A 13,803-nucleotide genomic window follows, 5' to 3' on the forward strand; every position below is an offset into this window, starting at 1 on the left:
ACCGGGATCAGGAGAAAGCAATGACAAGTCGATGGCTCAACGGTGGCGTGGCCCTGATTGCACTGGCAGCCGCCAGCACCGCTCAGGCCGCGACCGAAGTCCGTGTCATCGTGTCGCACTACAGCGACCAGACCGCGCCGATCTTCGAGGGCATGGCCAAGGATTTCGAGGCCGCCCATCCTGACATCGATATCGTCATCGAGGACGTCGCCTGGGGTGCCCTACAGCAGCGGCTCACGACCGACATCGCCGGCGGCACCGCTCCCGACATTTCGATCATCGGCACGCGCTGGCTGGTGGATTTCGTCGACAACGACATCGTGGAGCCATTATCCGGCTACATGAGCGATGAATTCAAGGAGCGCTTCATCGGCACCTTCATGTCGCCGTCGACGATCGATGGCGAGGTGTACGGACTGCCGGTCGCTGCCTCGGCGCGGGCGATGTATTACAACAAGGATCTCTTCGAGAAGGCCGGCGTCGGGAATCCCCCCAAGAACTGGGATGAACTGGCGGATGCCTCAAAGAAGATCTCCGACCTTGGCGATGACATCTACGGTTTTGGCCTCCAGGGCGGCGGCGACACTGAGACCGATGCCTATTGGTACTATTCCCTGTGGAGCGAGGGCGGCGACATCATCGTCGACGGCAAGAGCGGCATCGCCAGCGATGCCGCGATCAAGGCGGCCGATATCTACAAGAACCTGATCGATTCCGGCCTTACCCAGCCATCGGTGACCAATTACAACCGTCAGGATGTCGAAAGCCTGCTCAAGCAAGGCAAGGTCGGCATGATCCTGTCCGGCCCGTGGCTGCGCGGCCAGCTCAAAGAGGAGTCGCCCGACCTCCAATACGGCATCACCGCCATTCCCGAAGGCACCCAGCCGGCAACATACGGCGTGACGGACAGCATCGTCATGTTCGCCTCCAGCCAGGTGAAGCAGGAAGCATGGCAGTTTCTCGAGGAGACCGCCTTTTCCGACAAGTGGCGCCGCGAGTTCACGCTCAAGGAAGGTTTCCTGCCGGTGTTCAATTCGGTAGCCGCCGACCCGCATTTCGCCGATGATCCCGAGCTCAAGGCATTCACCGACATGCTGCCGTACGCCCACTTCGCACCGCTGGTGGCCAACTGGCAGGAGATCGCCGACACGACGAAGGCAGCCCTGCAAAAGATCTATCTCGGTGAATCCGACAGTGCCGCAGCCCTCGGCGAGGCCGCCCAGAAGATCGACGGCATTCTCGACTGAAGACCTGAAGCCCAACATGCTGCATCCCGCAACCGCAAGTGGTTGCGGGATGACTGCCAATAACAATATGGCCCCCGGCGATGCAGAAATCCGTAGTCCCGTGGCTGATGATCGTCCCCAGCCTGCTCCTCGCATTCTGGATCATCGGCTATCCGATTCTCGATGTCGTCATGGCGGCGACACACGAAGTCAACCGTTTCGGCAAATTGCGGGATTTCGTCGGGTTCGGAAATTTCGTCACCCTTGCCTCCGATCCGATCTTCTGGGCCTCTCTCGCACGCACGCTTGTCTGGACGGTCGGTGTGGTCGCCGGCACCCTCATCCTCTCGGTACCGATCGCCATCATGCTCAACGACGATTTCTACGGGCGCGGGCTGATGCGGGTCATCATCATGCTACCCTGGGCCGTTTCGCTGACGATGACGGCCATTGTCTGGACATGGTCGCTGAACGGCCAGTACGGCATGGTCAACCAGACGCTGAAGGATCTGGGCATTCTCAGTCGTTCGGTGGAATGGCTTGCAACGGCACAAATCGCCTTTCCGGTAGAGATTGCCATCGGCATCCTGGTCTCGATCCCCTTCACGACGACGGTCTTCATCGGCGGGCTGTCATCCCTGCCTGAAGACATCTACGAAGCGGCAAGGATCGACGGGGCGACCACCTGGCAGCGCTTCACCAACCTCACCCTTCCTCTGCTGAGGCCGTTCATAAACATCGCCATGGTGTTGAACATCATTCATGTGTTCAACTCCTTCCCGATCATCTGGGTCATGACCCAGGGCGACCCCGCCAACAGCACCGACATCCTCGTCACCTATCTCTACAAGCTGGCCTTCCGCTACGGACGGATCGGTGACGCGAGTGCCATGTCGCTGGTCATGTTTGCAATCCTGCTCACCTTCACCATCATCTATGCCCGCATGCTGATGCGCGAACGCCGGGAGGAAGCGGCATGAAGAAGCTGATCCGTTCGGTCCTCTACTGGATCATCTTCATGCCGCTGGTGATCGTGATCCTGTTTCCCTATGCGGTGATGCTCTCGACGGCACTCAAGCCGCGCAGCGAAATCTTCGTCTTTACCCCCACATGGCTGCCCAGCAAGCTGATGTGGTCGAACTTCGTCGACATGTGGAACGAGATCGGCTTCGGTCACGCGCTGATGAACAGCCTGGTTGTCTCGGGCAGTTCCGTCGTCCTGTGTCTTCTGGCAGCCATTCCCGCAGGCTATGCCATGGCCCGCTACCGTTTCAGGGGACAGCCCGCCTATCGGCAGTTCCTGCTCATCACCCAGATGCTGTCGCCGATCGTGCTGGTGCTGGGCATCTTTCGCATGATGGCGGCGATGGGCTTCGTCGACCAGCCGGTGGGTCTCATCCTGGCATATGGCGCATTCAACATGGCGTTCGCCACCTGGATGCTGCAGAGCTATTTTGCCACCATCCCGCTGGAGCTTGAGGAGGCAGCCTGGATCGACGGAGCCAACTGGCTGCAAAGCCTGCGGCTGATCTTCCTGCCGCTGGCGGTGCCGGCGCTTGCCGTGACGGCGATCCTGACCTTCGTCAACACGTGGAACGAATTCGTGCTGGCCTTCACCCTGCTTCGCTCGCAGGAAAGCTACACGCTGACGATACGCATCTATTCCCTCGTCGGCGCTGCCTACAAGGTCAACTGGGACCATGTCATGGCTGCCACGCTGCTGGCTACCCTGCCCGTCGCCGTGGTCTTCAGCTGGTTGCAGCGCTTCATGGTCAAGGGACTGGCGCTGGGTTCGGTCAAGTAGCGTCCGGGCAGCCAGCTCTTCACCCATGCGGTTAACCTGTCATCGTAATAATTTATCAACTTGGTGACAAGTGTTACGTGGTTAATTTCAAAATATATCAGAAAACAACAGAGCGTGCGCTGTTGTGGAATTTCACGAATATCCATCGCCGTTGTCTTGTACATGACCGTTAACATCCTGTTGTGATTTGTCTGGTACACTCTCCATTGAAAAATTGTGTCAATGTCGATGGAGTCCATATGACCAGCCAGCTCTCCTTCGAGGGAGCCCAGTTTGATGTCTTCGTGTATGCGCCTCCCGGCCGCGTCGAGGAGGTATCGAAGCTGTTCGAGCGGGACCTCAACCTGACACCGATCTCCGGTTCGCGAATGGAAAGCCTGCTGCCTGAATTCCTGACGCGTCCGCTGGCCGTCATCGTCGCCATCCTGTCGGTCATCCCGGAGAAGGCGGAAAAGCAGGCGGCGTTCCTGGTCGAGGCTGCCATGGGCAGGCCCGTCATCGCGCTCAGCCGCAACAGCGAGGCACAAAAGCTCATACATGGGAAAGGCATCCGCGACGTTTTCAACGACAATCTCGCGATCATCGACATTCTGCCCCGGTTGACCTGCGACGTGGTCCAGCGGCTGACCGCCGCTTCCGTATCACTGCGTCTGCTTCAGGCCCAACGCAATGCTGAACAGGTCGCTGGAATTCTGCTCAACCAGTCCCGCTGCCCGCTGGCAATCGTGGGCAAGTCCGGCGTGATCCGGCGCTGTGCTGATCCGTTCGCCGTCATGTTCGGGCAGCCCGCATCCGAACTCATCGGCAAGGATGTCGACAGCCTGATCTACACCGAAGACGAAGATCCCCTTTTCGATATCCGTACCGGACGCTGCATGGTCGAGAATGTGGAACTAGCCGTCCACATCAAGAACAATTCCGGAGACGCGCGGATCTTCGTCAAACCGCTTCCCTCTTCGCCGGAAAACCGGGCATGGCTGGTCCGGTTCCTCACCGAGACGGAGATGACCCAGGCCGTCGACATGGCCGGTTCCGGACTGCTCAGCGGTTTCAAAGGTCTGGATTCGAAAGGCGTCCCCATCACCGGGGCGCTGCACGGCATCACACTCGATGAAATCCGCCACCGTCTCGGCGATAAGTACCACCGTCTCGAAAATACCGTTCACCAGACATTCGAATCCGTGATCCGGCACAGCATCAAGCCCAATGACAGTTTCGTCCGGCTGAACAATGGCGATTACCTGATTGCATGGCTCAGCACCGGTAGCGAAACCGCGGCCGGCAAGACCCGTGAAATCACACTCAAGATCATGGCAAGGCTGTTCGGGAATGACGAGCCGGCGCAAGCGGTTCGTACTGTACCGCCCAAGGAAACAGCCATTGCCAATAAGGTGCCCGCGCCGCGCCCCTTGCCCAGGGCGGAAATCGCCAGCCGGGACTCGCCCGACCTGGTGACTGCCGCCCTTCGCGAACGCAAGGCCGCCGCCTGCTCGACATCGGAGCGGACGCTGAGCAAGAATCTGCCGCGCATCGGCGTGACCTATCGATCGCTCGACCTCGCGGACCTCACGCCGACCGATCACGTCTACGCCACCCCCAACTCGGCCGGTCAGGAAGCCATCCGGACCATGATGCACGGCAACCTGCCAACCGACCAGGTGATGCGCGCGGTCGACCAGCACATGCTCGAACTGGTGATTGACGATCTGTCGATAGGCAACCTTTCACCGGGAGTCCATGTGTTGCTCGATGTCTCCCTGACCACCCTGGCGAGGCCCGTGGTCCGCGACCCCTACCTGGCCCTGCTGCAAACCCACGGGCATCTGACACGCCGTCAGGTCATCATCAACGTCAACGATTTCGACCAGTCGACCTATGAAGGGCGGATCGCCCAGGCGATGATGGTGGCTTCCCCCTATTCGCTGATGCGTTCGGTCACCTTCGACACCGCCCGGTTGCGCAGCCTTGCCCAGAGCACATTGCAGGCCCAGATGCTCGTGGTGGACTACGGTGACTGGGCCTATCTCGCCCGACAGCCCAAGACGGCCCGTGCCATTGCCCTGCAACTGCGCCAGAACCGCCAGAAGCTGGTCGTGCGCAATTCTCCGCCTGCGGGTATCCAGGCCATCGACTCGCCTCTGGTACCGGATTTCGTGGCAGACAACTGAGGACCGATGCGAACGGGAACCTGACCGGACGCCGAACAACGGCAATGTCAGATTTCACCGGTTCGACACAATGTACCGCCCGGTTCATCCAGATGCCCGAACTGCAACCGGCCGGTCGGTCCCGGCCCACCGTCGGGAATGGATTCAGTAGATCATGCCCAGTTCGAGTTGGGCTTCCTCGGTCATCATGGAGGGATGCCACGGCGGCTCCCAGACGATGCGGACCTCGCAGGATGTGACGGCCTCGATCGCCTCGACCTTGTGCTGCACGTCCATCGGCAGGCTTTCAGCCACCGGACAATGCGGCGATGTCAGGGTCATGTCCACCGTGACGGAATTATCGTCGTGCACATCAATCCGGTAGATTAGTCCGAGTTCGTAGATGTTCACCGGAATTTCCGGATCGAAGATCGTCTGCAACTGCTCGACGATCGCCTCGCCGATCTGTTCGACTTCAGCCATGCGCTCGGAGCTGTTGTTCCCGCCGCCGGTCCCGGATGCCGGCGTCGTTCCGTCGAGAATGGCTTGCGCGCGTTCCATGGCCTCGTCCCCCTCTTCCCGCAGGTCGTCACGTCCACCATGGACGCCAGACTTCTCACTCATTGGAACATTCCCGCAACGTGACGGAGACTCTGCACGAACACATCGACATCCGCCTCATTGTTGTAGATTGCGAAAGAAGCCCTCGCACTGCCGGTCAACCCGAACCGCTCATGCAGCGGCATGGCACAGTGATGCCCGGTTCGTATGGCGATACCATCGAGGTCGAGCATGGTGCCTATGTCCTGCTGATGCGCACCTTCGAGCGTGAAGGCGATAACGCTGCACTTTTTGCGCGGCGTACCCAGCACGCGCAGTCCCGGCACCTGCTGGACAGCACGCATTGCGTAAGCCAGAAGCACCGTCTCATGCGTCTCAATGGCTTCGATCCCGATGGCATCAATCCAGTCGATCGCGGCACCGAGAGCGACGATGCCAGCGATATCGGGCGTCCCTGCCTCGAACTTGAACGGCAGCTCGTTCCACGTCGTGCCGCCGAAGGACACCCGCTCGATCATGTCGCCGCCGCCCTGATAGGGTGGCATGGCTTCGAGATGCTCCTCGCGTCCCCAAAGCACACCCGTACCCGAGGGGCCATACATCTTGTGCCCGGAAAAGGCGATGAAATCGGCGCCGAGCATACCAACATCGACGCGCATGTGCTGCACCGCCTGGGCTGCATCGAGCACCACCGGAATTCCCCGTGCCGAAGCGAGGGCAATGATCTCCTCGACCGGATTGACGGTCCCCAGCACGTTCGACACCCAGGCCACGGACACCAGCCGGGTACGTTCGCACAACAACCCCGCAAAGGTGTCCATGTCGATCTCGCCCTCATCCGTCACGGGTGCCGGGACGACTCGGGCCCCCGTACGGGCAGCCACCATCTGCCAGGGAACGATATTCGCATGGTGTTCCATCTCGGTAACAAGAATTTCATCACCAGCCTCAAGTCTCGGCGCGGCAAAGCACTCCGCAACGATATTGAGCGCTTCCGTGGCATTGCGGGTGAAGATGATCTCCCGCTCGCTTGGAGCATGGATGAAGCGCTGCACCTTGCGCCGCGCCTCGTCATGTGCGGCCGTGGCCCTCTGCGAGAGATCGTAGATACCCCGATGAATATTGGCGTAATCGTGCTCATAGAAGTGCTTGTGCGCCTCGATCACCGCGCGCGGTTTCTGCGTCGAGGCGGCACTGTCGAGATAGACCAGCGGACGGCCATGCATCTCGGTCTGCAGAATGGGAAATTCCCCACGGATGGCCGCTACATCCATCGGTTCATTCCCCCAGCATACCTGCAAGCGAGTCGCCGCCCGGAAGGCGCGAGAACACCTGGCGCATGCCAAGCTGGCGCGCGCCGTGATCGGCCAGCCGCTCGATCACCTCGCCAGCAAAGGCATAGGTGAGCATGCTGCGCGCCGTTCCCTCGTCAAGACCGCGACTGCGCAGATAGAACAGCGAGGTCTCATCGAGATCGCCACAAGTCGCTCCATGACTGCACTTGACGTCATCTGCATAGATCTCGAGTTCGGGTTTGCTGTCGATCTCGGCATCGTCGCTGAGCAGGAGATTGTTGTTGGTCTGGAAGGCATTGGTCTTCTGGGCATCGGGATGCACGACGATCTTGCCGGCAAACACACCTCGCCCGTGGCCATCCATCACACCCTTGTAGAATTGATCGGAATGGCAATCGGGCTGAAGATGATGGATGCGGATCATGTTGTCGACATGTTCACGCGCGGTCGGCATGAACGTTCCGTTGAGCTGCGCGTCGATACCGGTGCCGTCGAGATGAACCTCGCTCTCATTGCGTATCATGGCACCACCCAACGTCACCAGCGTCTGCCGGATCCGCGCGTCCTTGTGCAGGCGCATGTCGGCCTTGGACACGATGGTTGTGCCGTCGCGACCGAATTGCAGACGGTCATGCACCAGCTCTGCCCCCTCGCCCAGTTCGATCTGGCTGACGAGATTGGTGAACGAAGCACCATCGCGGATAGCCGTATGGGTCTCGACCAGATGCAGACGCGCACCTTTGCCCAGCCGCACGAGGATACGCGGATGACTCATCGACGACGCGCTCTGGTAGGTGGTCGTGGCGAACAGCAGCTGAAGCGGAAAATCGACATGCACACCATCGCCCACATCGATCACGGCTCCGGACTGCATGAGCGCTGCATTGAGATCGGTGAAGCTGCGGCCGTCATCGAAAGCCGTGATCGATTCCCGCACATCGCTGTCGTCAAGGGCCTTGTCGAGACTGCGCATGCTCGCACCGGCCGGCATGCCGCGCACATGGCTGAGATCCGGCTGATGATGGCCGTTGGCGAAAAGCATCCGCCTTGCCGCATGACCACCGCAGAACCAGGCAGAATAATCGTTGACGGCGATTTCGGTATTCGGAGCCAGGACCATTGGAACATTGGCATGGCGGGCGATGTTGGTGAATTTCCAGGCTTCGGTTCGCTGGCTGGGAAAACCAGCCCGCACGAAACTGTCGAAACGCTTCTGCCGGAAGCCGGTCAAGGCCCCCTTGCCGCCGGCAAGCGCGCCGGTGGTCCGGGCGAACAGGTCGTGGAACGCCTGAATCGGAGGATGACTGTGTACAGCGCTCATGATTGCCTCAGGCCACCTCGCCGAGAATGTTCTCGTAGCCGGACGCTTCCAGCTCATGGGCGAGTTCCTTGCCGCCAGTCCTGCGGATGCGGCCGTCGGCCAGAACGTGAACCACATCGGGAACGATGTAGTCCAGCAGTCGCTGATAGTGGGTGATGACGATCATCGCCCGGGACGGATCGCGCAGTTGGTTGACGCCGTCGGCCACGGTCTTCAGCGCGTCGATGTCCAGCCCCGAATCGGTCTCGTCAAGGATGCACAGCTTCGGCTCAAGCATGGCCATCTGCAGGATCTCGTTGCGTTTCTTCTCACCGCCGGAAAAGCCGCTGTTGACATCGCGCTTGAGCAGTTCCGGGCGGACACCGACGAGTTCCGCCTTTTCTTTCAGGCGTTTGATGAACTCACCAGCGGGAATGTCCTTTTCACCGCGAGCCTGGCGGATGGCATTCATCGCCTGACGCAGGAAATAACTATTGGCCACACCGGGAATTTCGACAGGATATTGCATGGCTAGGAAGACACCGGCGGCGGCTCGTTCCTCGGGTTCCATTTCCAGCAGGTCCCGACCATCGAAAGCTACGCTGCCGCCCCGGACCTCATAGCCTTCACGACCCGCCAGGACATAGGAAAGCGTACTCTTGCCGGAACCGTTCGGCCCCATCACCGCATGCACCTCACCCGGCTTCACTTCGAGAGACAGGCCCTTGAGGATGAGGTTGTCCTCGCCCTCGATGGCAACTTGCAGATTGTCGATCTTCAGCATGTCCAATTCCAAAAAAACAGTGTGCGTCAGCCGACGCTGCTTTCGAGCGAAATGCCCAGCAGCTTGCGAGCCTCGACGGCGAACTCCATGGGCAGTTCGTCCATCACCTCGCGGCAGAAGCCATTGACCACCAGTGCCACCGCATCTTCCTCGCTGATCCCGCGGCTGCGGCAGTAGAAGAGCTGGTCGTCACTGATCTTGGAGGTGGTCGCCTCGTGCTCGGCCCTGGCCGAGCGATTCTTGATCTCGATATAGGGCACCGTGTGAGCGCCGCAGCGATCGCCGATGAGCATCGAATCGCACTGGGTATGGTTGCGCGCGCCCTCCGCCCCCTTCTGGATGCGGACCAGGCCGCGATAGGTCTGGTCGGATGTCCCGGCCGATATACCCTTGGAAACGATACGTGAACGGGTACGCTTGCCGATGTGGATCATCTTGGTGCCCGTATCGGCCTGCTGGCGATTGTTGGTGACCGCCACAGAATAGAACTCGCCCACCGAGTCGTCGCCCTGAAGGATGCAGGACGGGTATTTCCAGGTGATTGCCGATCCCGTCTCGACCTGGGTCCAGCTGATCTTGCTGCGCCTGCCGCGGCAGGCGCCGCGCTTGGTGACGAAGTTGTAGATCCCGCCCTTGCCCTCGGCGTCGCCTGGATACCAGTTCTGCACCGTGGAATACTTGATCTCGGCATCGTCGAGAGCCACGAGTTCGACCACCGCCGCATGCAGCTGGTTCTCGTCGCGCATCGGTGCCGTGCAACCTTCGAGATAGGACACGTAGGCGCCCTCGTCGGCGATGATCAGCGTGCGCTCGAACTGGCCCGTATTCATCTCGTTGATGCGGAAGTAGGTGGAAAGCTCCATCGGGCAACGCACCCCCTTGGGCACATAGACGAAGCTGCCATCGGAGAATACGGCGGAATTAAGCGCCGAAAAGTAGTTGTCGCCCTGGGGCACCACAGATCCGAGGTAACGCCTCACCAGTTCCGGATGTTCCCGCACCGCCTCCGACATCGAGCAGAAGACGACTCCGAGCTCCATGAGCTTTTTCTTGAAGGTGGTGGCCACCGAAACCGAATCGAACACGTAGTCGACCGCCACGCCCGCAAGAATCTCCTGCTCCTTGATGGGAATGCCGAGTTTGTCGTAGGTCGCGCGGATCTCCGGATCGATATCGTCGAGGCTTTCCGGCCGTTCCGTCACCTTCGGCGCGGCATAATAGTGAATGTCCTGATAGTCGATCTTCGGAAACGTCACCTTCTGCCAGGCGGGCTCTTCCATCGTCAGCCAGCGACGATAAGCCTGCAACCGCCAGTCGGTCAGCCATTCGGGTTCTTTCTTCTTGGCCGAGATCAACCGAACCGTATCCTCGCTCAACCCCTTCGGGGCCAGTTCGGATTCAATGTCGGTCACAAAGCCGTACTTGTATTCCTTGCCGGAATAATCGCTGACCGTCTCAAGAGCGGTTGCCATTGTCTACTCCACGACCTGTGCTAACCCGTGCCGTTCCGACACGTGATCGAGCATGAATTGCTGCGGTATCGATTCCGCCATGTCCTGCAGGGTGATGCCGTCCAGCGCATCGCGGATTGCACCGTTGATTTTCTGCCAGTTGCTCCGCGCCGGACACAGGGCTTCGATGCCGCAATCGTTGTCACCGTCCTCGACGCAGGCGGTCAGCGCTATCGGGCCATCCAGAGCCTCGATGATGTCGGCAACCGTGATGGCCGATGCGGCACTCGCCAGTTCGTAACCACCGCGCGCGCCGCGCTGCGAACGCAGCAGCGCTGCCTTGCACAGCAGCTTGAGGATCTTGCTCGCCATGGGAAGCGGGATCGCCGTGGCGGAAGCGATCGCCTGGGCACTCGACTGCGCTCCTTCTTCGTCCGAACGACCATGCACCCGCTGCTCGCGGGCAAGATGGGTCATCATGACGATCCCGTAGTCGGCAAGCTTGCTCAGTCTGATCACGCGATCGCACCTCCCGGAGGCCGGAACTTGACATTGCAGCCCGGAACTTGACATTGCAGCCCGGAACTTGACATTGCAGCCCGGAACTTGACATTGCAGCCCGGAACTTGACATTGCAGCAAAGAGCACCGATCTGGTCCCCTTTTTTTCGAAAAATGGCGTCATCGCTCAAAATGTCAAGATCGGAACGATTCCAGGAAACGCCCATTTCGATTTGCACCGGCATGATCCGCAGTCGGAGACGATCCGACATGCAATTCCCCTGCATCCGTTAACCACTCGTTAACCATGTTCGGTCAGACTGTCGTCACTCGGTCCCGGGTAAGCTGACCGACAGCGGCAAGAAGGGCAATCATGGCGACACGACTGATCGACAGACGGGTGGAGGCATCCCCGCCACTGTCCTTGCCCCTGTCACGGCTCAAGCATTTCACCCGTCAAGCGATCCATCTCATTCCGGCCCGTCGCAGGGAAATCAACGTCAGGAGATATCCGCTGCCGTCCGTCACGACGGCAGCGGATCACTCGTCATCGGGTATCCGGCTCACGCCGATGATCCGCCGCCAGACAGTTCTCCTGGCAGCCGCCCTTCTCTTCGCGCCGGCATTCGGAGCGGGCACGCTGCTGCACGCCGTGCTGGCCGCATTGTTCATCGCAAGTGCCGGCAAACTCGTGCTGGCGCCCAGCAGGGAACTGCTCGAACGCCAGGCCGAGGTGCGCCCCCTCTCGCCAGCCTTCGCCCTGTTGCCGATCATCGTCGGGCTGTTGCTGGGCCGGGGCTTTCTCCTGCTGGCAGTGATGATCATCGGTCTCGACATCGCCCGTGCACATTTTCACGATCGTCCCGCGATCCACGGCTTCATTCAGGGCATGGTCTGGGCGCTGACCGCCGAAGCGGGCGGCGTTGCCGTCGGCGCCGACATACCCATGAGCTTCAGCCTGGCAGCAGCGGCCACGGGCGTTCTGCTCGCCATCGAGAACAACCATCGAGTCTGGCGCATGACCCGGATCGAGGCAGCGCCCGAACAATTCATGCGTCAGGGCTCGGTTCTGCTGCTCACGGCTGCCGGCCTTGCCACCATCATCACGATGGGCAACCCCTTTTCGGCAGACCTGCTCGATGGCCTGGTCTCCCTGCTGGCCAGCAGCCTCCTCCTTGGCGCCATGGCCCGCATCCTCCACCTCCTCGACAATGACAGGTTTGGCGAAGCGCTCGACGATGCCCCCCTGGCAGCATTGTCCACCTCGCTGCTGGTCGCGATGGCCGCCCTGGGCCACCTTGCCACCTGAATGCAAGTCGCCTCCGACGATATTTGCGCACTTTTGCGCACTGACGCGTGCCCTCACCCGCCTGTCCCTGTATACAGCGCCTGCATACAGCCATCGTCTTATTTTCCCCCTGCGGAGGTGGTTCCACCCGGAGGCAAAGGGCTCTATTGACGTGGAGGGCACGCGATGCGCCCTCGATTCGGCCGACGGAGGAAACAGAATGGCAAAGGCACTCGACGGTGTGCGCATCTTCGATCTGACCCGCATTCTCTCGGGACCCTTCAGTACCCAGATCCTGGGCGATCTCGGTGCGGACGTCATCAAGATCGAAAAACCCGGCGCCGGTGATGACACACGCAAGTGGGGCCCGCCTTATGTCAAAGATACCCGCGGCGAGGACACCCACGAGAGCGCCTATTATCTTGCCGCCAATCGCTCCAAGCGCTCGGTTGCCATCGATATCGCCCATCCCGAGGGGCAAAGGCTCGCCCGCGCGATCATCGCCAAATCGGATGTACTGGCACAGAACTTCAAGGCCGGCGGATTGACCAAATACGGTCTCGACTATGATACCCTGAAAAAAGAATTCCCTTCTTTGGTCTATTGCTCGATTTCGGGCTTTGGCAAGACGGGCCCCTATTCCAGCCGAGCCGGCTATGACTATCTAGCCCAAGGCTATGGCGGTCTCATGAGCGTCACCGGCGCCCCGGATGGCGAACCCACCAAGGTTGGCGTCGGTATCGCCGACATCATGTGCGGAATGTATGCAACCGTTGCCATCCTCGCCGCCCTGCGCCATCGTGACGCAACGGGCGAAGGCCAGGAGATCGACCTGTCCCTGCTCGACACCCAGGTTGCATGGCTCGCCAACGAGGGCGTGAACTATCTCGTCTCGGGTATCGTCCCGAAGCGGCTGGGCAACGAGCATCCCAACATCGTGCCCTACAAGCGATTCGATACGAGCGATGGCGAGGTGGTTCTGGCTGCCGGCAATGATGGACAGTTCCGCCGCTGGTGCGGATTTGCCGGAGCCGACGACCTGCTTCGGGACGAGCGCTTCGCTACCAATCCGCAAAGGGTGCGCAACCGCAATGCCCTATATGAGAAGATGATCCCCTATTTCAAAAAACATACGACCGCAGAATGGGTCGACGGGCTGGCAAGGCTCGGGGTTCCATGCGGCCCGGTGAACGACATCGCGCAGGTGTTCGAGGATCCACAAATCATTCACCGTGAAATGCGAATCGAGGTCCCGCACCACCAGTCCGGATCGGGTACCGTTCCCCTTCTGGGCAATCCGATCAAGATGAGCGCGACACCTCCTGTATACAAATGTGCACCGCCGACACTCGGTCAGCATACCGATGAGGTCCTGCGGGACATGCTTGAGCTCGACGAGGTCGAACTGACGCGGCTGCGCGAGGCCGGGATCATCGGCTGAACGACG

Annotated in this window: 12 protein-coding genes; 6 read left to right on the forward strand and 6 right to left on the reverse strand. The window is 60.3% G+C overall.

All coding sequences use genetic code 11. The features are described from left to right. Window positions 1-20 precede the first annotated feature (20 nt). The 4 genes from H6851_17905 to H6851_17920 all read left to right on the forward strand — a co-directional run bounded on the left by H6851_17905 (window position 21) and on the right by H6851_17920 (window position 5,198). Window positions 21-1,247, forward strand: a complete 1,227-nt coding sequence (locus H6851_17905) for a sugar ABC transporter substrate-binding protein (protein ID MCB9945479.1) — start codon at window positions 21-23, stop codon at window positions 1,245-1,247. Window positions 1,248-1,327: 80 nt separating this feature from the next. After that, complete coding sequence (locus H6851_17910) at window positions 1,328-2,206, forward strand: sugar ABC transporter permease (protein ID MCB9945480.1); 879 nt, start codon at window positions 1,328-1,330, stop codon at window positions 2,204-2,206. Next, window positions 2,203-3,030 (forward strand): carbohydrate ABC transporter permease, encoded by an 828-nt coding sequence (locus tag H6851_17915; GenBank protein MCB9945481.1) that lies wholly within the window; start codon window positions 2,203-2,205, stop codon window positions 3,028-3,030. The genes H6851_17910 and H6851_17915 overlap by 4 nt, the downstream gene beginning before the upstream one ends. Before the next feature lie 239 nt (window positions 3,031-3,269). Next, entirely contained in the window at window positions 3,270-5,198 is a 1,929-nt protein-coding gene (locus H6851_17920; protein MCB9945482.1) for a hypothetical protein, read from the forward strand. Between the two features lie 144 nt (window positions 5,199-5,342). On the opposite strand, the gene H6851_17925 is transcribed toward H6851_17920, so the two are convergent. The 6 genes from H6851_17925 to H6851_17950 form a co-directional block, all read right to left on the reverse strand. Further along, window positions 5,343-5,660, reverse strand: coding sequence for an SUF system Fe-S cluster assembly protein (locus tag H6851_17925; protein MCB9945483.1), 318 nt, complete (start codon window positions 5,658-5,660; stop codon window positions 5,343-5,345). A gap of 137 nt (window positions 5,661-5,797) precedes the next feature. Then, on the reverse strand, window positions 5,798-7,012 hold the full coding sequence (locus H6851_17930) for a cysteine desulfurase (protein ID MCB9945484.1): 1,215 nt from the start codon (window positions 7,010-7,012) through the stop codon (window positions 5,798-5,800). Between the two features lie 4 nt (window positions 7,013-7,016). Then, entirely contained in the window at window positions 7,017-8,354 is a 1,338-nt protein-coding gene (gene sufD, locus H6851_17935; GenBank protein MCB9945485.1) for a Fe-S cluster assembly protein SufD, read from the reverse strand. A gap of 7 nt (window positions 8,355-8,361) precedes the next feature. After that, window positions 8,362-9,117 (reverse strand): Fe-S cluster assembly ATPase SufC, encoded by a 756-nt coding sequence (gene sufC, locus H6851_17940; GenBank protein MCB9945486.1) that lies wholly within the window; start codon window positions 9,115-9,117, stop codon window positions 8,362-8,364. Between the two features lie 26 nt (window positions 9,118-9,143). After that, a complete protein-coding gene (gene sufB / locus H6851_17945; GenBank protein ID MCB9945487.1) occupies window positions 9,144-10,589 on the reverse strand; it encodes a Fe-S cluster assembly protein SufB in 1,446 nt (481 codons plus the stop codon). 3 nt (window positions 10,590-10,592) lie between these two features. After that, window positions 10,593-11,087, reverse strand: coding sequence for an SUF system Fe-S cluster assembly regulator (locus tag H6851_17950; GenBank protein ID MCB9945488.1), 495 nt, complete (start codon window positions 11,085-11,087; stop codon window positions 10,593-10,595). Window positions 11,088-11,441: 354 nt separating this feature from the next. On the opposite strand from H6851_17950, the gene H6851_17955 reads away from it, so the two are divergent. Next, entirely contained in the window at window positions 11,442-12,377 is a 936-nt protein-coding gene (locus tag H6851_17955) for a hypothetical protein (GenBank protein MCB9945489.1), read from the forward strand. 199 nt (window positions 12,378-12,576) lie between these two features. Continuing rightward, window positions 12,577-13,797, forward strand: a complete 1,221-nt coding sequence (locus tag H6851_17960; GenBank protein MCB9945490.1) for a CoA transferase — start codon at window positions 12,577-12,579, stop codon at window positions 13,795-13,797. Window positions 13,798-13,803 lie beyond the last annotated feature (6 nt).

It is taken from the genome of Geminicoccaceae bacterium (assembly GCA_020638465.1).
Taxonomy (GTDB): domain Bacteria; phylum Pseudomonadota; class Alphaproteobacteria; order Geminicoccales; family Geminicoccaceae; genus JAGREO01.